Raw genomic sequence first — 21,717 nt, 5'->3', positions numbered from 1 at the left:
CAGACGCTACCGGCAATCACGTTGCTTTCTCATAAGCCCAAAAAAAGAACGGACATTCGCTGAAATGTCCGTTCTTTTGTCGTTAATGTTCGCCAATATTATTATATTGTGAGAATTAATTGGTGGTGTTTGCTGCTGCTTGTGGCCGCACCACTAAGATCAAGAGTACCAATTCTAGAATTCCCAGCAGGACTAGCATTTGAAAAGCGTGCTGGGAACCAACGGCAGTGGCCAGACTAGTTGTTGTTTTGCCTAATTTGGTTTGACTTTGGCTAATGATCATGGCAACTAATGAGGTACCTACAGCACCAGCAAACTGTTGCACTGTGGTCAAGACAGCATTGCCATCACTTTGCAGTGCGGCTGGTAGGTTTTTAAGGCCATTGGTCATAATATTGCCAAAAGCCAAGCCAATGCCGGCCATAAACACTAAATAAAAGCCACTGATCATGACGCTGTTTAACTGCAAAGCTGTTAAACTGAACAGAATGACCGCGAGGATCGAGAGACTAGCGCCAATTAAAATTGGTTTCTGGGGACCGAGCTCGTCAAGAATTTTCCCACTGACGGGTGCAAAAATGGCGCCTAAAACAGCACCTGGTAAAACCGTCAGCCCCGCGGCAATTGCCGTCTGGCCATTTACCAGTTGAATATAGTTCGGCAAAATAAAGGATAGGCCGAGGGCAATTAATTGCATGATGAAGAAGGCAGTCACGTGACCACTAAAGCGCAGATAGTGGAAAACCTGGAAATTAATTATTGGGCTAGCTAGTTGCCGGGATCTGAAGACTAGCAACACCGCACCGAGGATTCCGGCCACTAAAGCACCAGCGACTGGCCAACTCCAGAAGGCATGACTGCCAATTTGGTTTAATCCTAGAATCAGGCCAACGAAAGTCAGGCTAATTGCTAGGACACTGAGTAAATCTAACCGAACAAAATGAGTCGGTGTTTTCTGTTCAATCGTTAAGAGCCCTAAAACTAAGGAACAAATTAAAATGGGTAGGAGAAAGGCAAAGATATAACGCCAATTAAGACTAGTCACCACTAAGCCACCAAAAGTTGGTCCGATTGCTGGGGCGATGGCGGTAATTAAAGTTCCCATACCCATCATCAACCCGATTTTTTCTCTGGGAACTTGTTCGAGAATAATATTGAACATTAGTGGCAAAGCAATGCCCGTGCCTAAACCTTGGACAACACGGCCAATTAACAACAAGACAAAATTGGGTGCCACTAAATCTAAAATAACGCCAGTCATGAAGAGTAAATTGGCGGTCAGAAATAATTTCCGGGTCGCAAAGGAGCGTTTGAGATTGGCCGACAAAGGCACAATGATCGCCACAATGAGTAAATAAATGGTGGTCATCCACTGGACCGTACTCGTGGTGACCTTAAATTCGGTCATTAAGGTGGGAAAAGTGATATTCATGGCCGTTTCCACAATGACACCACAGAATGACATTAAGCCAGTGGCGATGATTGCACCGAAAACTTTTCCCGGAATTTTTTGATTAGTCATTTTTCTTAACTCCTTTAGCAATGTAAAACTTTAAGAAACGCTCAAAAAGATTCAGTTCAGCGGGACTGAAATTAGCCGCTAAATCTTGCTCTTCTTGAGCCATATAACCGGCAAAAGCTTGACTTAATTTAGTGGCAGCACTAGTTAAAGCGACTGCTTTTTGGCGACTATCGCTGGCACTAGTTTGGCGACTGATCAGGCCCTTTTTTTCCATTCGTTGTAACAGCACCGTGGTGGTCGAGCGTTGAATATTAAATTCTTGTTCTAGTTCGTGCTGTTTAACCTCGGTTTGGGGATGCCGACTCAGGTAATCAATAATTGACATTTGGGTGCCAGTAAGACCAAATTGCGCGGCAAAGCGGTCCAAATCACGTGTCATTTGATTGCTGGCAATTTTTAAAAGCCGGCCCATATTTCTCTGCATGAATATTCATCTACTTTCTGCTAGTTGGCTAACAAAAAATACTATAGTCAAAAATTTCCCCAATGTCAATCAACAATTGATTGGCTCACGTAAGTTTTAGAAATGACGAGTAACAATGGTCCGGGATGGGACCGCAGCGTACTCGAACTAATGTTAATCGCTCAAAAAGAAGCAAATAATTAGCGACTAAGTTTGCTTTTTTAAGTGAAGACTAATTCATTGGATTAGTTTCAACTATAAGTGACTTATTAGCGATAGATTAGCATTTTGGTAGTATTTGGCGTATGATTGGTATGGTTACAAATGCTGATAAATATGCATTTCGAAAAATATAAACGTTTTCAAAAAACTATTGCATCTGCGAAAATCATGTGCTATTGTATTGGATGTGGAAACGCTTTAACAATTTCTGGAGGAACGACAATGGCAAAAGTTACAATTAAAGATGTCGCAAGAGAAGCAGGTGTTTCCATTTCAACGGTTTCGAAAGCTTTGAATGATGTTAATGTAGTTAAACCGGATACGAAGAAACGTATTTTAGAAGTTGCTCAACGGCTTGAGTATTCACCCAACCTTATTGGACAACGTCTTAAGTCTGGTTCAACGCAGACGATTGGCTTCTTTACTTCAAGTGTAACTGGACCTTATTTCTCACTGTTAATGGATGCATTAGCACATTTTAGTGAGAAGAGCGGTTATGGCTTGAACGTCTATATTTCCAGTGATCGTCACCAAATCATGAACACCATTCGTGGTAACTTGTTTGATGGGGTTTTGCTGTTTGACCTAGTTATTTCCGACCAAGATCTGGAAATTCTCAACTCGGAAAAAATGCCAGTTGTCTTTCTTGATCGGAAATATACTTCTGAATATGCTACCAGCGTCATCTTTGATTCATTTCAGGCTGGTTACGATGTTGGTAATTATCTCTTGAATCTAGGTCATCGCAAGATCGCGTATATTGCTGGTTTTGAAGGCGTTTATGATAGTGAGCAACGGCTAGCCGGTTTGCGTAAAGCTATGGCTGAACGTTCCTTGGCTATTCCAGCATCATACTTGTTGCAAGGCTTGTTTGAAGAAGAAGCTGCTTATAACGCGGTGTTGTCGTTCATTCGCAGTGCTCGTCTTCAAGGAACCGAAATACCAACAGCTTTTGTGGCTGGTAATGATATTAGTGCAATCGGGGCCATGAAGGCTTTGAAGCATGAGGGTTACAATGTGCCGGAAGATGTTAGTGTCACTGGTTTTGATGACATTGATATTGCGGAGTACTTCAATCCTGCGTTAACCACAATTCGGAACCCGATTGCCGCTCAAGCACGACAATCAATTCAACTGTTATTACAGCTGGTCAAGGGTGAACGCAATGTGGCAGCAAAAGTTTTACCTGGGGAACTGATTATTCGGAAGTCAGCCCGGAACATTTAGGTCATATTGGTTCCAGTTTTTTAAATAAAAATAAAAACGTTTTTATTTTAGGAGGAGTAATCATGAATTCCGAAGCAAAAAGGAACAAATCGGTCGGATCAAAAGTTGCTAACTGGTGTCGCGATTTTGGACGGCAATGGCAACTACAAACAATGGTCTTACCGGGTATCATCTGTATGATTATTTTCAACTTCATTCCAATTTATGGTTTGACGTTAGCATTTAAGAGCTATTCCGTAACGAGTACGATTCAAGATTCACCTTGGGTCGGCATGCAAAACTTCCAAACGATTTTGCAAGACAAGTACTTCTGGCAATCAGTTCAAAACACGGTGGGCATTAGTGCCATCAAATTAGTGATTGAGTTCTTCTTACCTATTATTCTTGCAATTATGATTTTCGAACTGAACTGGGCGCCATTTAAGAAGGTCGTTCAAACGATTACTTATTTACCTCACTTCTTGTCTTGGATCATCTTAGGCGGGATGTTGATCACTTGGATGTCTTCTAATGGGATGTTAAATGGGCTGTTGAACATGTTAGGCTTCAATATTCATACCAACCACATGTTAAATGCCGGCGGTTATTGGAGCATTGCTTCCTTATCTGATGTATGGAAGGAAGCAGGCTGGGGCACAATCTTATATCTAGCCACCATGTCCAAGATTGATCCAACTTATTATGAAGCTGCCGAAATGGATGGTGCTTCTAAGATTCGTCAGATTTGGAGCATCACCATTCCTGAAATGAGTAACATTATTGCTTTGAACTTGATCCTATCAGTTTCTGGGTTATTCAATTCTAACTTGGATCAAACTTTAGTTTTGATGAATTCGCAAAACCAACCCAAAGCCGAAGTTATTAATTCCTATGTATATCGTGTCGGTTTAACGCAAGGTGACTTCTCTTACGCGACTGCCGTAGGTTTAGGTGTCGGGATTATCTCAGTTGTTCTCTTGACGATTACGAATTTAGTCACGAAGAAACTGAACGATAATCAATCAGTCTTGTAAGCGGGGTGCGTATAAATGATGTTATCGAAGAAACAAACTAAGAGTAATCTTTCGAAGGTTCGTAAAACCAAGGGTAACAAAGTTTTTGATGTCGTCAACGTGATCCTAATGACTTTATTCTCGTTAATCATTTTGATTCCAATGTGGAATATTGTTATTTCATCATTTGCCGATAAGAACGCGACGTCCTTTGTTTTCTGGCCTAGCAAATTATCAATCGCCAACTATGTGTCTGTATTTAATGACAGTGGTATTTGGCAATCAATGTTTATCTCTGCTGCCAAAACAATCGTTGGGGTTATCTTCCATTTATTCCTCTGCTCGATTGTGGCTTATGCCTTAAGTAAACGGCGTCTACGTGGTCGTAAATTATATTCGGCCATGGGTATTATCACGATGTTCTTCTCAGGTGGGATGATCCCAACTTACTTATTGATTAAGTCATTAGGCTTACTCAACTCGTTCTGGGTTTACATTTTACCAGCAATGTTCAGTTATTATGACATGGTTATCTTAATGAACTTCTTCCGGGATATTCCTGATTCCTTGGAAGAGTCAGCCAAAATCGATGGCGCTAGTGATTGGAAGATCTTCTTCTCAATTATCGTGCCATTATCCAAACCAGCTTTAGCCACCATCGGTTTATTCCATGGCGTTTGGCAATGGAATGACTTCATGACTGCGAAACTTTATATCACTAATGAAGCCTTATATCCAATGCAGATGCGCTTGTACGATATTATCGTCAAATCTCAAGCAGCGGCAGCAAATGGGTTGAATGCCCAGATTACAATCGCAACATCATCGAAGGGGGTGCAGTTAGCAACAATCGTGGTAACAATGCTACCAATCTTGGTTCTTTATCCATTTTTGCAGAAGTATTTCGTAACAGGTACAATGCTTGGCGCAGTAAAAGAATAATTTGAAGAGGTAGGGATACAGTAATGAAGAAAAAAGGAATTTTACGGGCATTATCAGCAGTCGTCGTTTTGGGATCTGCACTTATTTTAACAGCTTGTGGCGGCAAGAAAGCTGATAGTGGTTCTAGCAACTTACCAAAGGCTTCATACAAGGTTAGCAAAGATACACCAGCTTGGAAGAGTGATAAGAGCAAGATGACCACTTTGACATGGTTTGTCAAAGAGGAATGGTGGAACAAAGATTACGGCAAAGATTACATTACGAAGCAAATTAAGAAAGATTTGAATGTGAACATCAAGTTCGTTACTGGTGATGACACGAAATTAAATACTTATTTTGCTAGTGGTAACATGCCTGATATGATCACGATTGATGACCCTAACTCGAAGGTTGCACGGACAGCCAATACTTGGGCATACTCATTACAAGATTTAGCAACTAAATACGACCCATATTTCTACAAGGTTGCTCAAAAAGATACGTTGAACTGGTATAAGATCAAGGGTCAAACTTACGGTTACCCTAACTACTCAAATACACCAGCTGATTACAAGAGTGGTAAAATCTTACCACGTGACGCCTTCATCATTCGTCAAGACGTTAAAGACGCTATTGGTGATCAAGACTTTACGACACCAGAAGGTTTCGTTAAAGGGATGAAAGCTATCAAAGAAAAATTCCCTAACTTAATTCCATTTGGCTTTAACGATTTCAGTGGTGGTAACAGTTCTTTGGAAAACGTTGTTCAAGATATGTTAGGTGTGCCAATTACGAAGAATGGTAAATACTATGATCGTGATTTGGACCCTGATTATATTAAATGGTTGAACGCCTTCCGTGAAGTTCATGCTGATGGTAACATTAGTGATGATAGCTTTACTGATGACTCTAACGCCTTCAAAGAAAAAGTTGCTAATGGTAAATATGCAACTATGATGATGGGCTCTGATGTTAACCAAGGGACTGACTTGCAGAACTTTGCAACGAAACATCCTGGTGCAGAATACTTAGCAATCAACGGGATTCAAAGTACCGTTGGCCGCGAACCAACATTGTCTCAAGCCGGGATTTCTGGCTGGTTGATCAACTACATTTCTAACAAGTCAAAGAACCCTGCTAAAGCAATTCAAGTCTTTGAATATCTCTTAAGCAACAAGGGTCAAATGTTAACGAACTTTGGTGAAAAAGGTAAGATGTACACTCAAGCCGCTGATGGCACTGTTACTCGGACTGCTTTTGCTAAGAAAGTACAACTTGAAGAACCTACTAAATGGCAGAAACAATATCGAATCGGTGAATTTATCCTCTTCGGTCATGACCGTTACAAAGCTTTGAACAAGGATTCATATGTTAAGGCTGTTTGGCAAATGCAAGATTGGGGCAAGAAGTATTTGAAGCCACAATTCGTGATTGAAAACATTGCGCCAGATCCAGGTACTCAAGAAGCACGTGCTTTAAGTGCGATTCAAACTAACTGGAGTACAACCATGGTTTCAATGATCCGGGCTAAGGATAAGTCAGAATTTGATAGTGCTTTGGCTAAGTACAAGAAGTTCCAGAAAGAAAATAGTATTGAAGCAATCAATAAGACGCGTGATGCCAATATTGTTGCTAATAAGAAGAAACTTAACATGAAGTAATCCAGGTTAAGTTGACAATGTTAATTGTTTACTGAGATGGCCAGGAAAAATCCTGGCTTTCTTAGTTGCTAGAAGTAATCGCTAACAAAGGAGCTGCAAGTCGATGAAGAAAATTTTCAGTCTGAACGGTGGTTTATTCCGAGCCATGACCATTATTTATCAGGTGCTATGCTTGAATCTACTATTCCTGTTGACCTCATTACCAATTGTCACGATTGGTGCTTCGACGGTAGCTTTATATCACTGTACTTTGAAGATTGCCACTGGTGACGAACCGGCCCTTTATCGGACTTATATGGCAGCTTTCAAGAGTAACTTTAAGCAAGGATTCATTGCCGGTCTAGGTATGTTATTAGGCGCATTGTTCTTCTTCGGAGCTATTCGTTATGCCTTGTTCCAGAAGCAACCGATCATCGTGATTATTATGGTCAGTTTATCCGCAATTTTCTTATTTACTAGTGAATATCTTTTTCCAATGTTAGCTCATTACGATAACCAACTTGGTGCGCAAATTCGCAACGCCTTGGTGCTTAGTTTCCAGAACGCAGCCTTAAGTATTGTTTGTTTCATTAGCAATGCGGTGCTGATCGTGTTGTTCCCAATCCTGTTGCCTAAGTTATTCTTCCTCTGGATTTTCTTAGGAGTAGCTGGGGCCGCGATGATCAATAGTAAAATTATGACTCATATTTTCCAGAAGTATGACGACACAGAAGGGCAGAATTAATCATGCAACACTATATTGGAATCGATGTTGGCGGTACGACGATCAAGTATGGTCTCGTCGATCATGCCGGGCATATTCAAGCCCAAGGCGCTGTGCCAACACCATTAAATAAAAACGATTTTTTAGAACAATTAACTAAGATTGTCACTGATTATCAAGCACAAGAAACTGATTTAGCTGGTATCGGGATTAGTATGCCCGGTATTATTAAAAATAATGGCTTTCTGTTAACAGCCGGTGCGGTTCGCAGCATGATTGGCGTTAATTTGAAAGCCGAGATGGAGCAACGAACGAACTTACCAACCAATGTTGAAAATGATGCTAATGCGGCAGCAATTGCTGAACACTGGTTAGGTGCTGCCCAAGGCATTGATAATTATCTTTGCTTAGTTTTGGGAACTGGTTTCGGCGGTGGCGCTGTGATCAATAATCAGCTTTACCGTGGTGCTCACGGGATGGCTGGCGAATTTGGTTGGATGCTAACGCATAATTTAGACTTTACTCGTGATTTAGAAGATGCCTCACTGAATAAGTCCAGCGCCATTGTTGGTGGGCTTTGCCATACTTATACCTTGGCGAAGCAACAATTGGATCCAGAGTTTGAACGGGTGATCGATGCCCGGGTGATTTTCCAAGCGGCGGCAGCTGGTGAGAAGTTAGCTCAAATGACCCTTGATAAATTCTATTATGATTTAGCCACCGGCATTCTTAATTTGATTGTTTGCTATGATCCTGAAGTTGTGCTGATTGGCGGCGGCATTAGTGCTAATCCAACTTTTATTCATGACTTAAATGCCGCTTTGACTGATTTGGAATTACGCCATGTCAGTGTCTCTGAAGTGAAAGACCAAGCCATCGCTCAAATCAAACCAGCCAAGCTCATGAATAATGCCGGTATCATCGGCGCTGTTTATCAAGCAATGCGTCGTCAAGAAGCTTAGATCGGAGATTGAATTAAGATGATTACGAAATTCCTAAAAACTCAAGGTCGCCAGATTGTAACTGAAGATGGCCAGCCAATGTTGCTAAAAGGTTGGGGCATTGGTAATTGGTTGCTACAGGAAGGTTATATGTGGCAAGCTCACGGTCAATTATTTGATCGACCACGGCGGATTGAGCAGACAATTGCGGATTTAACTGATTCAGAATTTGCTCAAGATTTCTGGCAGGCTTATCGTGATAATTATTTCACTGAAGCTGATGTGGCTTACATTCATCAGCAAGGCTATAATTCACTGCGATTACCATTTAATGCCAGCTTGTTTCTTGATGATGCTGGTGAAGTCGATGAACGTAATTTCTATTTAATGGATCAAGCAATTGCTTGGGCGAAAAAATATGACCTTTACGTTTGGATCGATATGCATGGCGCCCCTGGTGGTCAAACTGGTGCCAATATTGATGATTCAATTGGTGATGTGCCTAATCTGTATTTAGTACCAGAATATTGGCATCAAGCGTTACAGCTTTGGCAATTCATTGCTCGCCGTTATGCCGACGAGCCGGCCGTTGCTGGTTATGATTTGTTAAATGAACCGATTCGTCCTGGTAATGATCACTTACAAGACTTCGATTATTTGTTGCCGAAATTGGCGCAATTTTACAATGAGGCGATTGCCAAAGTTCGGGCCGTTGATGCTCGCCATATGTTCTCGTTGGAAGGTTATCACTGGGCCAGTGATCCCAGCGTCTTCAATCATCGTTATGATGATAATTATGTGATTCATTTCCACCGTTATGGCGTTTTACCAAGTCAGGAAACTTTCGCTGAATTCTTGGCAGTCAGTCAACAATACGATGTGCCATTATGGTTAGGTGAAACTGGCGAAAATAATGATCGTTGGTTTGCCGGCATGGCACAACTTTGCGAGGCGAATCAAGTCAGTCGTCATTTCTGGACCTATAAGAAAATGGGTCGCCAAAACAGCGCGGTAACCGTGAAAACACCTGATCATTGGTCATTAATTTTGGACTATCTGCAAAACGGTCGTAAACCAGCTGTCGGTCAAGTTAAAGCAATTCTGGCTGAGTATCTGGATAATATTAAATTTGAAAATTGCCTTCAAAATCCGGACGTTGATCATCATATTTTATTAGAACCACCGTTCACTTATGCGGCCGTTAACTTCTCCGAAGTTGCTGGCAGTTATCATGGTGCGACAGTGCGCAACAATTTCGTGAAATATCATCAAGGCACAAATTTGGATATTATCGTTCCTGATTTGCAACAACCAGGTAAGTCGACTTTTGATGTTCATCTTGATGAATATCGTTTGCGGTTGCACGAGACGGAATTTGTTACTTATCGTTTCTGGAATCAACAACCAGCTAAGCAAGTCCAATTATGTTTTGACGATCAATTGACCGCAGCTAATAGTCAAGTTCAAGTATTAGTGAACGACCAAGAAATCTTTAATGGTCCTTTAGTCGGAATTGATTTGCAATTACCGATAGCACAACTGACTGATGTGAAAGTCAAAGTGGTCGTCTTAACTGGTGTTGTTGGTTTGGCGAAGATTAATTTGTTTTAACTGTTGCTTTGTTTGATTTAAAAAACTGGGCCAAGACTTCCCCAAATTAGGGAGTGGTGGTTGCTGGGCAATTTTGAGGGCGTGGAACGCTGTGTTCGTTGGTTTGAGACTGAACTAGTTTTTGGCAGAATAGCGGACAACTCCGTTGCGGCCGGCGGAGTGTGGAACGCGGCGGGCGTTGATTTAAGCTTTTGCTGCGCAAAATCTTAAATACAAGCCTTATCCTAAGCGATAAATCGCCAAGGATAATTTCGCGGCTGACACCCCGGCGGCCTCCACTACGTTTTGATCTAAGTTAGTCCACTTCAAATTTTGTTGATATCAAGACAGTACTAGTGAAGTTGGATGCCAATCGCCCAGCAACCACCAGATGAAACTAACTGAATTGAGCACCACTATTTAGAAAAGCAAATTGTAATAAACTAATGAGCCTGTTTGACAAGTTTTCTGGAATTAAACCAGAAACTGTCAGACAGGCTTTTTAAATACCGCTGTTCAGTTACGATAACAATTCGGATTAAGTTGATTAGTCCCACTATCATTGCCTCAAATTCTAAAATGATGAAGTGCACTGCTTTAACTCCAGACGGAATGGAGGGATCTTGGCGTCAGCCGCCAAATTGTTCTTAGTGGCTGGGCCACTTAGAACAAGGCTTGTATTTGAGATTGTTGCGTTAGCAATAAGCTTAAATCAATGCCGGCCGCGTTCCACGCCAAGCAGCCCGCAATGCAGTCAGACATAAAAACCATCATTAGATTTTAATGGTTTTGAATTTTGACCCTTAAATGGTTCAAATCGATGCCGGCAGCGTTCCACAACCAGCAAGCCCGCAATGCAGTCAGACACAATTCAGTTCGTACACTTTTACTGCATATTCTTGAATAATTGCTTCAGTATCACCCGATATTTCTAAAACTTACAATATTGCAAGTTAATTCGATGGCTTGTTTGACACATTTTTCCTTAAAATAAAGTCATTAAAAGAACAATTGAGGAAATAAATGAAGAAAATATTAGCTATTTTGGCAGTTTTAATGGTTAGTCTAATCGGTTATTGCGGTTTTAAATATTATCAGCAGACCTATTTAGGCACTGAGGCTTATGCTATTGTGCCAGCGCAAGTTCCTAGCAAGGAAGCAGCTAAGGATTTGGCTGGTCAGCCGGAGTCTGATCGTTATGCTTATCATTATAAAATTCAAGTGGTGACTAAAAATGGTCAGAAAATGACGCGTACTTTTGATATTTCTGGTCGCAACCCGCAGCCGCTACCGGCGAACAGCTTTATTAAGTTAACTGCCAGTACTTTGCGCGTTGTGGTTGGCCCTCAAACCATTTCCGAAAACGAAGTGCCTGTAAATGTACTCGCCAAATTATATGATTAACCAGAAATCGCGTTGCCGGTCTGACATTGTGTTGGCCAACTTGTTATAATAGTAACAGTGACTTTTATTTATTGAAGGAGTTGGCAAGTTGATTAAGGCGATTGCACTCGATATTGATGGCACGTTAACAAATGACCACAAAGAAATTTCACCGCGAACCAAGGCAGCATTAATGGCCGCCCAAGCTCAGGGGGTGCGCTTGATTTTGGCGACTGGCCGACCAGCCAAGGGCACGGAAAAGTATGTTCGAGAGCTGGCCATGGATCAACATCATGGTTTAGTCGTTGCTTTCAACGGTTCCCAAGTGATTGATTGCCAGACGCAGCAAATTGTTTACAATCGGGCGATGACGGTGATTCAATCCAAGGCGATTTTGGACCACGCGAAAAAATTTGACGTCATTCCTATGGTGGCGCTGGGCGATTATCTTTATGTTAATGATGTTTATCATAATCGTCTGCATTTAGCGACTGGCGACCGCAATATTATTGAATATGAAGCGCGCAATGATCGGTTACAGTTGTGTGAACAGCCCGATTTAGCGGCGTTTGTGAGTGAGCCGATCAATAAAATTCTGTTGGCGGGCCAACCGGATTATTTGCGAGCTAACTGGCATTCATTGGCGGCGCCATTTGCCCATGATTTGAATGCTATGTTCACCGCGGATTTTTATTTTGAATTTACGAATTTAGGTGTTGATAAAGGGACCGCCTTGGCCCATTTGTTGCCTAAGCTTGGTTTGACTGCTGATGAGTTGATCGCTTTTGGCGACGATGAAAATGATTTGGCGATGTTGAATTATGCGGGGATTGGTGTGGCCATGGCCAATGCCAAGGAGAAAATTCGTTTAGCCGCCGATGAAGTGACCTTAACGAATAACGATGATGGGATTATGGCCAGCTTGGCTAAACACTTAGATTAGGAGTCGAATAGTTTGGCAAAAACACTTTATTTAATGCGTCATGGCGAGACTTTATTTAATGTTCGTCATAAAATCCAAGGCTGGTGCGATTCACCGTTGACAGCTAATGGGATTGCTCAGGCTAAATTAGCAGGGCAATATTTTCGTGATCAAGGGATTAAGTTTGATCATGCCTTTTGTTCAACAGCCGAGCGAACCAGTGATACTTTAGAATTAGTCACGGCAAACAGCATGCCTTATCAGCGGTTGAAGGGTTTGCGTGAGTGGGGCTTTGGCGTGTATGAGGGCCAAGATGAGGCGCTTAATCCGCAACCACCTTATGGCGATTACTTCAAACAATTCGGCGGTGAAACCCAGCATGAGGTTGAAGAACGGATTTATGGAACGGTGCTGAATTTAATGCAACAACCTGAAAATCAAACTATTTTAGCAGTTTCCCATGGTGGGGCCTGTCACAATTTCTTACGCCGTGCTGTGGGATCCACCACTAAATTGACCCACGGTGTCCGCAATTGCACTATTTTCAAGTACGAATTTGCGGCTGATCATTTCAAATTGCTTGATGTTATTTATCCTGATTTACTTTCATAAATTGTGAGTGCAACGCGTAATACAAAAAAAGGATTTGATCGTTTGCTGATCAAATCCTTTTTTCTGTCCGGAAAGAACAATCTTAAATCAAGCCAGTTCCTGAAAAGACGGCAACTACCAATACGGTCACGAATTCAACTAAGATTCGGGCTCGTCAATCGGCAGCGGTCGAGCAATAAAATTGACGCTAATTAAGGTGGATCTTAAGCTTAGGGCAGTAAGTGCTAATGCGTTTGCGGCCAAATTTTCTTAAGTGAGACACCTAGTAGGCAACCAATAATGGTGACGACTAAAACTAATAAACTACTGGGAATAATGATCATGCCTAAATAGGTTAAGACCAAAGTTACAGCAATCACGGTGATTTGCAATAAATAATTAAGACTTTTATCGGCAATCACCTGCAGGTAAAGAAGACCAATAAACATCGCGACAATGGCGAAGTCCAGGCCGAAACGTTCGGGATTTTGGATGAAATTCCCTAAGAGGCCACCAATTAATGAGGCCGACACCCAAGTCAAATAAGCAATTAAATTAGCTGTATTCAGCCAAGGAAAATTAAGCTCACCAGCGGTATAATTCAGTTTATTCATGCCTAGTGCAAAGCTTTCATCAGTTAAAAGGGTGCCAATGAAAATATTGTCAGCCAAACTTTTGCGTTTAAAATAAGGCGCAATGGTCAGGCTTAAAAGAATCATGCGCGAGTTAATCAGGAAAGTTGCGGCGACAATCGATAAAATCGGACTACCGGCGGCTAATAAACTGACTGTAATAAATTGTGCCGAGCCACCATAAATAATTGCCGACATTAAGAAAATCATCAGCGGACTTAAGCCAGCAGCGTGGCCGACCAAGCCGAAAGCAATGCCAATACCTAAATAACCAAAGACAGTGGGCAAGGTTTCATGGATGGCACTTTTGATCGTTAGTTCTGCATTCATTCAATAACATCTTTTCTGTGCGGATTTAGGCGCCTATGATCAGTCTAATTAAGCCTAAGGAGACTACCCCAACAATGACGATCACCAATAAATTTTTCGATAAAATGGCACTGAGTAGAGTCGGTCCTGAGGCAATTAAATTGGGCCAATTAATTGTGGGTAAATGGCCTAGATGTTGGGTAAATAGACTGCTAAACCACAGTGCCGACATAATCACGATTGGCACGAAATTAAGATATTCCAAGACGGTTTCTGAAAGGCTGAATTTTTTCAATAATACAAATGGTAGGACTCGCGATAGCCAAGTTACTAGCCCACAACCGAGAATGGTCAAGATGGTGTAGTTAAAAGTAGACATGTTTTAAAATCACTCCCAAAGCGCAACCGCATAAAGTCACGACCAGAATTAATAGACGACCAGGAATCACCATCATACCGAAGTAAATCATCACAAAGCTGCTGGCTATTAAAATCAATTGCAGTTTCTTGGGTAGTTGACGATCGCTTTCAAATTGTAAATAAGTCAGGCCAATAAACATGGCCACCACAGCAAAATCCACACCAAAACGCTCGGGGTTGGTTAATAAACCACCCAGTTGCGCGCCTAAAAAAGTTGCGGCTAAACAAACAAAATAGGGCAATAAGGCCGCGCCGTGAAACCAAGAAAAAGTCAGGCGGCCCTTAGTAAAATTGATTTTATTGATTGCTAAGGCGAAGCTTTCATCGGTTAGCAAGCTAGCTAATAAAATACTTTTTAGTAAGGAGGTTTGCTTAAAATGCAGAGCCAGTGTGATTCCTAACAGAATCAAGCGGGCGTTAATCAGAAAAGTGGCCGCAACGATGGCGATAATCTGGTCTTGCGTGAGCAACATGCTAATTAAGACGAATTGAGCTGAGCCGGCAAAAATTAAAGCTGACATGAGCAGCATTAGCCAGGGATTGATACCAGCGGCGCGACCAACAATGCCTAGCGCCAGACTAATACCAAAGTAGCTAAAACCAATTGGTAAAGCATCGTGCCAACCAGCACGACGGGTTAAATTATCATTCATGTTAAACTCCTGTTTGTCGAGGTAACGAGGACAATTGTGAATCAATAAAGTTATTTTACCAAGTATTTCTGAGTAATAGTTGAAATTGTTGAATATTTTTTCAACAGTGTTTGAAAATTTAAGAAACAATCAGTTGACAATTAGTAGTAGACTTGTAAAATCAAGGTGGTAAAAGCCGCAGTTATTCACGGGGAGATGGCATTATGGCCAAGATAGTTAAGCTGTTGACCAGATTGAAAAGTAATTCGTTTTTTCAAATTATCCAACGAACGTTAGTCATTTTATTTCCATTTGCATTAATCGGGACTTTTGCCCAAGTGCTCTCAACGTCGTTCTTATCAGTTGGTGGTTTCTTTGGCAGTATCTTCAAGATTAATGCCTGGCTCCCACATTATCAAGCTTTACGAATTTTGTTTGATGATTTAAGTCAACTAACTTTAGGGATGCTGACAATTGCAGGGGCCTTTGAAGCAGCGAAATATACCGCTAAATATTATCAAAAAGATGATCAAATGGCCGGTTTGACCGCAGCAATTTGTTACGGTTTGATTTTCTTTCATCGGATGAAAGGCAACACGGTGACGATTGAAATGCGTTATTACGACTACCATTGGTTGTTAGTCGGGATTGTCGTGGGTTATTTAGTTGGCCGAATTTTCAAACGGCATGGCATGGATGCTCAGCAGCAAGCGCCTCATCATGATTTGATTTTAAACCGGGCGTTTGGGGCCTTGAAGCCAATTTTTGTGGCTGTTTTCTGGGCCTTGATCTTACATGCCGTCTTTGGTTTAGTGCGCTTCTACCGCGTTGATTCCTATGTTTTAAACGCGATTCAGAACTTTACGAACCAACCAAGTAGTTTCACTTTTACCATGATGAGCGCGTTATTGACAACAGTTCTGGCTTGGTTTGGCTTTGCAGGGCCACTGGCTTTTTCGACCAAAGTTGTGGAAACCGAAGTTTGGGATAATTTAAGCTACGCGCTGAGTCATGGCTCTAGTTGGAAAATTCCTCATCCTTACTCAGCTAGTTCGCTTTATCATAGCTTTGGGACCTTTGGTGGGACTGGTGTTTTGCTGGCCTTAGTCATTGCTATGATTGTGGCTAGTCGCAATCGTAATTCACGAGAAGTCAGTCAGTGGAGTTTATTTCCGGCAATTTTTAATGCCAATGTGCCGATGATGTTTGGGATTCCCGTGTTGTTAAATCCTTTGTATTTAGTGCCCTTTACGTTGTTACCATTATTCAACATGGCCGTTGCCAGTCTGTTCATTTGGTTACACGTAATGCCGCCAGTGGCTTATCCAGTGCCATCTGGAACGCCGGGGCCATTGATTCCTTTTATTGGCACCAACGGCAATGTTATGGCGCTAGTGATTGGTGCTTTTATTATCGTGTTGGACGTGCTGCTTTATTTACCGTTCATTCGGCTGGCCGAAAATGTCGATCAAGCCATGTTACGGGAAGGGGGCCGCACCAATGAAACTGCTTAAAACATTCTTTCGCAACAAAAAAAGTTGGTTATTACTAGGCATTTTCTTCGGCATCATCATTATCCTGGCCTTTCCATCATATGCGTGGACCCAGAGTAACGTGAAGCAAATGGCTACTCGGCATAATTCGAAAATGTCGCCAGTCATTATGATTCCTGGTAGTAGCGCCACCCAAGATCGTTTTGACGATTTGGTGCAAAAAATCAATCAATCTGACGGTCGTAAACACAGCCTGTTGAAATTAAAAGTGATGAATTCTGGGCAGATCAATGTGACTGGGGAAATTCGTCCCGGTGATAATGAACCCTTTATCGTCGTCGGTTTTGAAAACAACAAAGATGGTTATGACAACATTAAAAAAGAAGCCAAAATGTTTAATACGGCCTTTAATCAGCTAACGAAGAAGTATAATTTTAATAATTTCAAAGCCTTTGGTCACTCAAATGGTGGCCTGGTCTTCACCGATTTTCTCGAGAATTATTTCAATAATGATCAAATTACGATGAAACGGCTAATGACCGTGGGAACGCCTTACAACTTCGAAGAAAGTTCGACGAGTCGGAAGACGCAAATGCTGGCGGATTTCATTAAAAATAAAACAAAAATCCCTAGTGATTTAGTCGTGTATTCTTTATCAGGTACGCAGAACTACGACAGTGACGGGATCGTACCAATTAATAGTGTGGCAGCCGGTAAATATATTTACCAAGGACAAGCCGCCAGTTACACTCAAATTACCGTCTCTGGTAAAATGGCTCAACATTCAGCCATGCTAGATAATCCGCAAATCATTACAATTATGGAGCAGTATTTGCTGGAGCCAAAAGCCAAGACAACCAATAACAATCGTAGTCTTAGTGACGACAATCCAACGAATGACATTAACAATAATACTAATAATTGATTTTTGAGGATTAATTCTGAAACTAGTTTTAGGCAGAATAGTGAACACTCCGTTGCGGCCGGCGGGGTGTGGAACGCGGCGGGCGTTGATTTAAGCTTTTGCTGTGCAAAATCTTAAATACAAGCCTTATCCTAAGCGATAAATCGCCAAGGATAATTTCGCGGCTGACACCCCGGCGGCCTCCACTGCGTTTTGAGCTAATGTGGTCCACTTTAGATTTGGTTGATATCAAGATAATACTAGCGAAACTAGTAGCCAATCGCCCAGCAACTGCCTTGATGAAACTAAGGAAATTGAGCACCACTAATTTAAAAAGCAGATTTATGTAAACAAAAAGGTTCGTTTGACAAATTTTCTGGAAACCAGAAACAGTCAGACGGACTTTTTTGGTATTACTATTTAGTTTGACAGCAAGCTGAATCAAGTTGATTAATCTCACCAGAATTGCCTCAAGAACTAACAAAAAATGTAGTGCACTAATTAAACTCCAGACGGAATGGAGGGATCTTGGCGTCAGCCGCCAAATTATCGTTGGTGCTTTAGCACTTACGATAAGGCTTGCATTTGAGATTGTTGCGCAGCAATAAGCTCAAATCAACGCCGGCAGCGTTCCACGCCAAGCAGCCCGGAATGCAGTCAGACATCATTCTGTTTCTACCATCTTCATCTGTTTTTAATGGTTTTGGCTTTCAAATGGTCCAAATCGATGCCGGCCGCGTTCCACAACCAGCAAGCCCGCAATGGAGCCAGACTCAATTCCGTTTCACCACTTCACTGAATTTATATCTTAAGCTTTTTAGTCGAAGCGGTAATAAAGATCTAACTCAGGTAACCAAGGCTCAGTCTTTGTTTTCTTAAGATCAGCTGCTAATAATTCTGGCTTAAAACTATGCCAAGCCACAGTACGCCGAGCATTGATCTTGGTTGCCAAAGCAAGAATATCTTCGCGCTTGGCATGACCACTGGCACCACAGGATTCAATTGTCCAATGATTAGCGGCTAAGAAGTCTTGCAACTGGGCAAACCGAGGGTCGTAGTCACCCAGTGGTTCACCATTAGCATGGAGATAAAGACCACCATCAAAAGCTTGTAGGCGTTCATGATTAGCCCAAGAATTCTGCAAAGTAAATTGCCGCGGATTCTTAAGTAGTTGCGCTTCAAGTTGCGTCCAAGCATGGTAATTGGTATTTGCAGGGGCGGTATTTGCCGGTTGGTCAGAAATTTCATTGATTGTTTGTTCTGGGGCAAAGGCACGGATCAACTGGGCATAATCAGGTTCCCAAAGCATTGGCCGACCAGCGGCTGCCGCAGTTTCGTTGAACCGAATTAAACGTTCCACATTACGTGGGTAGGGATTAACCACTAATACTTGATCAGTTGTCTTAATTTTATCAGTCAGTCGTTTAGGCAAGTCTTGTTCAATCAAAATTGGTTCGTGATGATCACCAGTCACCATTTGTGGTTGTTCACTGACGAAGCTGTAAGTTGTGGCTTCAGTTAAATAAACGTCGAGCTGGTTTTTGACCAGATCTGACCAGCGTTCAACCCGATCTTGATGGTAGCCACCAATGCGGACATCACCAGAATGCAGGAATTTATGTTGGCCATCGTCAATCAATAAGGCCATTGGCGCAATCACATCATGGTCGCTGAGAAAACCAGTGACTTTTAATGAGCCCACTTGAATTGTTTCTTGATCAGCTAAGGGCTGTAAATTAGTGACACGAGGCTCAACACCTTGGTCCATTAGGAGCTGGTAAAGTTTCAAACCGTCAGCTGACATATAGATCGGAATATCGTGGTTTTGCAAATAGCGCAAGGCCCCCATATGATCCAAATGCAGATGTGAAACAAAGATAGCTTGATGCTTGAACTTGGTTGATTGATTAGGCAGTAATAAATCAGGCAGGTTAGGTAATTTGTGTTGCTCAATCGCTTGAGCCACGGTTTCGCCAGCTAAATCAGCTGCGACACCGAAATCCATAATCACCCGACTATCACCGTTAGCAATTTCAATAATATTGCCACCAATTGTTTTAGTCCCATTCAAAAAACGTAGTGTTGTCATTTCGTATCCCCTCTCCAATTTGACTAGTAAATCAGTGTAACGCATTCAGTCCAGAAAGACAAAGATTTTATTGACTTAAGTCACAGTATTTTTTAATAAAAAACGTGCTTTACTCGTTCGACCAAATTGCCTAAAAATCTTTTGTCACGGTATTTCAGGTGTTGGCTATCGTTTTTTAGGAAAATGGTTATACTTAAGTGGGTAGTCAGTGATTGAGAAATTTTAAATGACACTGAAGAATATTTTATTGTTAACAATAAGGAGGAGTTTTTCAATGAGTTGGCAGGATAAGATTGATCCTAAATTACAAGCAATTGTCGCCAAAGTTGATGCTAAAATTGCCCCACGTTTGGCCGCAATCGACGATCAAATTCTTGATAATCAAGCAAAAGTGTTACACGCATTCCAAGATAATCATGTTTCTGAGGCAGATTTAGTCGGCAGTACTGGTTATGGTAATTCTGACGAGGGACGCGATCATCTAGAAGCCATTTACGCTGAAGTACTTGGCAGTGAAGATGCGTTGGTTCGGCCGCAATTAGTTTCTGGGACCCATGCCATTGGCGTTGGCTTGTTAGGCTTAGTTCGGCCTGGTGATGAAATTCTCTACATTACTGGTGAACCTTACGATACCTTGCAGGAAGTGCTGGGCCTGGCTGGTAACGGCATTGGCAGTCCTAAAGAATATGGCATCAAAGTTGATTATGTGCCGCTATTGGCTAATGGCGATGTCGACTTTGCAGCCGTTAAGGAACGGATCACTGATAAAACTAAAGTTGTGGCGATTCAACGTTCTTGCGGTTACGCGACTCGTGCTTCTTTCACGATTGCCAAAATTGCTGAAATGGTGAAAGTTGTTCGTTCCGTCAAGCCAGATGTTTGGATTTTTGCGGATAATGCTTACGGTGAATTCTCTGAACGGCAAGAACCACTTGACGTTGGCGTTGACATAATGGCCGGTTCATTGATTAAAAACGCCGGTGGTGGCTTTGCTAAAACAGGTGGCTACATTGTTGGTCGCAAAGATTTAGTCGAACGCGTTAGTTATCGTTTCACAGTGCCTGGTTTAGGTGGCGCTGAAGGGGCAACTTATGGCATGATGCTGGATATGTTCCAAGGTTTCTTCGTAGCACCACAAACCACCGGTAATGCCATTAAAGGTGCTATTTTTGAAGCGGCCTTACTTGAAGAACTTGGTTTACCAGTGGCACCAAAATGGGATGATCCGCGTACCGATTTGATTCAAACCGTTAACTTTGGTAACAAAGAAGATATGGTCAAGTTTGCGAAGGCAATTCAGCAAAGTTCGCCAGTTGATTCTTATGTGGAACCAATTCCGGAACAAATGGCTGGCTACGAAGATGAAGTCGTCATGGCAGCAGGTTCCTTTATCGAAGGTTCAACGATTGAATTCTCTGGCGATGGTCCAATTCGGCCACCATACACCTTGTATTTACAAGGTGGTTTAACATACGCTCATGTTAAATTGGGCATTACTCAGGCAGCTCAAACGACTTTCTTTACGAAATAGGACTAGGCTTTTCTGATTTGAAGAAGGCAGTTGCTGGGCGATTTAAACCTAAGCTGGTTTTAGGCAGAATGGTGGACAACTCCGTTGCGGTCGGCGGGGTGTGGAACGCGGCGGGCGTTGATTTAAGCTTTTGCGCAGCAAAAGCTTAAATACCAGCCTTATCCTAAGCGATAAATCGCCAAGGATAATTTCGCGACTGACACCCCGGCGGCCTCCACTGCGTTTTGAGCTAATGTGGTCCACTTTAGATTTGGTTGATAACAAGACAATACTAGTGAGATTAGTTGCCAATCGCCCGGCAGCCACCTTGATGAAACTAAAGGAATTGAGCACCAATAATAAAAAAGCAAATTCATGCAACCTAATAAGCTTGATTGGCAATCTTTCTGAACAAAATCAGAATTTGTCAATCAAGTTTTTTTAGGTGCTACTGTTCAATTGCGACAACAATTTAAGTTAAGCTGATTAGTCCCACTAAAATTGACTTAAGCACTAACAAAAATAAAATGCACCACCTTAACTCCAGACGGAATGGAGGGCGTGGTTGTCAGTCGCCAAATTTGTCTTATTGCTTTAGCAATTAGACAAAGGCTCGTATTGATGACAATTTGAAAAATTGGCATCAATCG

At 41.9% G+C, this 21,717-nt stretch carries 19 protein-coding genes; 13 read left to right on the top strand and 6 right to left on the bottom strand.

Annotated features, from left to right (window positions below):
* Window positions 1-115: 115 nt before the first annotated feature.
* Entirely contained in the window at window positions 116-1,522 is a 1,407-nt protein-coding gene (locus tag EKM82_RS08000; RefSeq protein WP_125767852.1) for a DHA2 family efflux MFS transporter permease subunit, read from the bottom strand.
* Complete coding sequence (locus EKM82_RS07995) at window positions 1,515-1,946, bottom strand: MarR family winged helix-turn-helix transcriptional regulator (protein WP_125767850.1); 432 nt, start codon at window positions 1,944-1,946, stop codon at window positions 1,515-1,517. Before EKM82_RS07995 ends, EKM82_RS08000 begins: the two co-directional genes overlap by 8 nt.
* 423 nt (window positions 1,947-2,369) lie before the next feature.
* Between EKM82_RS07995 and EKM82_RS07990 the strand changes: the two genes are divergently transcribed.
* The 10 genes from EKM82_RS07990 to EKM82_RS07945 all read left to right on the top strand — a co-directional run bounded on the left by EKM82_RS07990 (window position 2,370) and on the right by EKM82_RS07945 (window position 13,099).
* Window positions 2,370-3,374 carry a LacI family DNA-binding transcriptional regulator gene (locus EKM82_RS07990; RefSeq protein ID WP_125767848.1) on the top strand — a complete coding sequence of 335 codons (1,005 nt, stop codon included), beginning with the start codon at window positions 2,370-2,372 and terminating at the stop codon, window positions 3,372-3,374.
* Between the two features lie 62 nt (window positions 3,375-3,436).
* The gene (locus tag EKM82_RS07985) at window positions 3,437-4,387 is read left to right on the top strand and encodes an ABC transporter permease (protein WP_125767846.1); all 951 of its coding nucleotides are present in this window, start codon (window positions 3,437-3,439) and stop codon (window positions 4,385-4,387) included.
* A gap of 15 nt (window positions 4,388-4,402) precedes the next feature.
* Entirely contained in the window at window positions 4,403-5,308 is a 906-nt protein-coding gene (locus EKM82_RS07980; protein WP_125767844.1) for a carbohydrate ABC transporter permease, read from the top strand.
* A gap of 23 nt (window positions 5,309-5,331) precedes the next feature.
* Window positions 5,332-6,948 (top strand): type 2 periplasmic-binding domain-containing protein, encoded by a 1,617-nt coding sequence (locus EKM82_RS07975; RefSeq protein WP_125767842.1) that lies wholly within the window; start codon window positions 5,332-5,334, stop codon window positions 6,946-6,948.
* A gap of 103 nt (window positions 6,949-7,051) precedes the next feature.
* Window positions 7,052-7,672: a YesL family protein gene (locus tag EKM82_RS07970; protein ID WP_125767840.1), complete on the top strand. Its 621-nt coding sequence runs from the start codon at window positions 7,052-7,054 to the stop codon at window positions 7,670-7,672.
* Between the two features lie 2 nt (window positions 7,673-7,674).
* Window positions 7,675-8,613, top strand: a complete 939-nt coding sequence (locus EKM82_RS07965; RefSeq protein WP_125767838.1) for an ROK family protein — start codon at window positions 7,675-7,677, stop codon at window positions 8,611-8,613.
* Between the two features lie 18 nt (window positions 8,614-8,631).
* Window positions 8,632-10,203 carry a glycoside hydrolase family 5 protein gene (locus EKM82_RS07960; protein ID WP_125767836.1) on the top strand — a complete coding sequence of 524 codons (1,572 nt, stop codon included), beginning with the start codon at window positions 8,632-8,634 and terminating at the stop codon, window positions 10,201-10,203.
* A gap of 1,002 nt (window positions 10,204-11,205) precedes the next feature.
* A complete protein-coding gene (locus EKM82_RS07955; protein WP_125767834.1) occupies window positions 11,206-11,586 on the top strand; it encodes a YxeA family protein in 381 nt (126 codons plus the stop codon).
* An 88-nt stretch (window positions 11,587-11,674) separates the two neighbouring features.
* Window positions 11,675-12,508: a Cof-type HAD-IIB family hydrolase gene (locus tag EKM82_RS07950; protein ID WP_125767832.1), complete on the top strand. Its 834-nt coding sequence runs from the start codon at window positions 11,675-11,677 to the stop codon at window positions 12,506-12,508.
* A gap of 33 nt (window positions 12,509-12,541) precedes the next feature.
* Complete coding sequence (locus EKM82_RS07945; protein ID WP_164508186.1) at window positions 12,542-13,099, top strand: histidine phosphatase family protein; 558 nt, start codon at window positions 12,542-12,544, stop codon at window positions 13,097-13,099.
* 224 nt (window positions 13,100-13,323) lie between these two features.
* On the opposite strand, the gene EKM82_RS07940 is transcribed toward EKM82_RS07945, so the two are convergent.
* The 3 genes from EKM82_RS07940 to EKM82_RS07930 are packed head-to-tail and all read right to left on the bottom strand — an operon-like array spanning window position 13,324 to window position 15,092.
* A complete protein-coding gene (locus EKM82_RS07940; protein WP_125767827.1) occupies window positions 13,324-14,040 on the bottom strand; it encodes an AzlC family ABC transporter permease in 717 nt (238 codons plus the stop codon).
* A 25-nt stretch (window positions 14,041-14,065) separates the two neighbouring features.
* Window positions 14,066-14,398 (bottom strand): AzlD domain-containing protein, encoded by a 333-nt coding sequence (locus EKM82_RS07935; RefSeq protein WP_125767825.1) that lies wholly within the window; start codon window positions 14,396-14,398, stop codon window positions 14,066-14,068.
* Window positions 14,385-15,092, bottom strand: a complete 708-nt coding sequence (locus EKM82_RS07930; RefSeq protein ID WP_125767823.1) for an AzlC family ABC transporter permease — start codon at window positions 15,090-15,092, stop codon at window positions 14,385-14,387. Before EKM82_RS07930 ends, EKM82_RS07935 begins: the two co-directional genes overlap by 14 nt.
* Before the next feature lie 203 nt (window positions 15,093-15,295).
* Between EKM82_RS07930 and EKM82_RS07925 the strand changes: the two genes are divergently transcribed.
* A complete protein-coding gene (locus EKM82_RS07925; protein WP_125767821.1) occupies window positions 15,296-16,585 on the top strand; it encodes a PTS transporter subunit EIIC in 1,290 nt (429 codons plus the stop codon).
* Window positions 16,572-17,489: an alpha/beta hydrolase gene (locus EKM82_RS07920; protein WP_125767819.1), complete on the top strand. Its 918-nt coding sequence runs from the start codon at window positions 16,572-16,574 to the stop codon at window positions 17,487-17,489. The genes EKM82_RS07925 and EKM82_RS07920 overlap by 14 nt, the downstream gene beginning before the upstream one ends.
* Before the next feature lie 796 nt (window positions 17,490-18,285).
* Here EKM82_RS07920 and EKM82_RS07915 read toward each other — a convergent pair.
* The gene (locus EKM82_RS07915) at window positions 18,286-19,557 is read right to left on the bottom strand and encodes an MBL fold metallo-hydrolase (protein ID WP_164508177.1); all 1,272 of its coding nucleotides are present in this window, start codon (window positions 19,555-19,557) and stop codon (window positions 18,286-18,288) included.
* 274 nt (window positions 19,558-19,831) lie between these two features.
* Here EKM82_RS07915 and EKM82_RS07910 point away from each other — a divergent pair, with 274 nt between their 5' ends.
* Window positions 19,832-21,088 carry a methionine gamma-lyase family protein gene (locus tag EKM82_RS07910; RefSeq protein ID WP_125767815.1) on the top strand — a complete coding sequence of 419 codons (1,257 nt, stop codon included), beginning with the start codon at window positions 19,832-19,834 and terminating at the stop codon, window positions 21,086-21,088.
* Window positions 21,089-21,717: the final 629 nt, after the last annotated feature.

Origin of the sequence: Lapidilactobacillus wuchangensis, assembly GCF_003946645.1 — a bacterium.
Classification (GTDB): domain Bacteria; phylum Bacillota; class Bacilli; order Lactobacillales; family Lactobacillaceae; genus Lapidilactobacillus; species Lapidilactobacillus wuchangensis.
The sequence above is the reverse complement of the archived record's forward strand: the minus strand, read 5'-3'. Positions and strand labels throughout refer to the sequence as shown.

Coding starts and splice junctions, on each gene's coding strand:
- EKM82_RS08000 (WP_125767852.1), bottom strand. CDS start 1,522: ATGACTAATCAAAAAATTCCGGGAAAAGTTTTCGGTGCAATCATCGCC.
- EKM82_RS07935 (WP_125767825.1), bottom strand. CDS start 14,398: ATGTCTACTTTTAACTACACCATCTTGACCATTCTCGGTTGTGGGCTA.
- EKM82_RS07965 (WP_125767838.1), top strand. CDS start 7,675: ATGCAACACTATATTGGAATCGATGTTGGCGGTACGACGATCAAGTAT.
- EKM82_RS07925 (WP_125767821.1), top strand. CDS start 15,296: ATGGCCAAGATAGTTAAGCTGTTGACCAGATTGAAAAGTAATTCGTTT.
- EKM82_RS07915 (WP_164508177.1), bottom strand. CDS start 19,557: ATGACAACACTACGTTTTTTGAATGGGACTAAAACAATTGGTGGCAAT.
- EKM82_RS07980 (WP_125767844.1), top strand. CDS start 4,403: ATGATGTTATCGAAGAAACAAACTAAGAGTAATCTTTCGAAGGTTCGT.
- EKM82_RS07920 (WP_125767819.1), top strand. CDS start 16,572: ATGAAACTGCTTAAAACATTCTTTCGCAACAAAAAAAGTTGGTTATTA.
- EKM82_RS07960 (WP_125767836.1), top strand. CDS start 8,632: ATGATTACGAAATTCCTAAAAACTCAAGGTCGCCAGATTGTAACTGAA.
- EKM82_RS07955 (WP_125767834.1), top strand. CDS start 11,206: ATGAAGAAAATATTAGCTATTTTGGCAGTTTTAATGGTTAGTCTAATC.
- EKM82_RS07995 (WP_125767850.1), bottom strand. CDS start 1,946: ATGCAGAGAAATATGGGCCGGCTTTTAAAAATTGCCAGCAATCAAATG.
- EKM82_RS07945 (WP_164508186.1), top strand. CDS start 12,542: ATGCGTCATGGCGAGACTTTATTTAATGTTCGTCATAAAATCCAAGGC.
- EKM82_RS07930 (WP_125767823.1), bottom strand. CDS start 15,092: ATGAATGATAATTTAACCCGTCGTGCTGGTTGGCACGATGCTTTACCA.
- EKM82_RS07970 (WP_125767840.1), top strand. CDS start 7,052: ATGAAGAAAATTTTCAGTCTGAACGGTGGTTTATTCCGAGCCATGACC.
- EKM82_RS07940 (WP_125767827.1), bottom strand. CDS start 14,040: ATGAATGCAGAACTAACGATCAAAAGTGCCATCCATGAAACCTTGCCC.
- EKM82_RS07990 (WP_125767848.1), top strand. CDS start 2,370: ATGGCAAAAGTTACAATTAAAGATGTCGCAAGAGAAGCAGGTGTTTCC.
- EKM82_RS07985 (WP_125767846.1), top strand. CDS start 3,437: ATGAATTCCGAAGCAAAAAGGAACAAATCGGTCGGATCAAAAGTTGCT.
- EKM82_RS07975 (WP_125767842.1), top strand. CDS start 5,332: ATGAAGAAAAAAGGAATTTTACGGGCATTATCAGCAGTCGTCGTTTTG.
- EKM82_RS07910 (WP_125767815.1), top strand. CDS start 19,832: ATGAGTTGGCAGGATAAGATTGATCCTAAATTACAAGCAATTGTCGCC.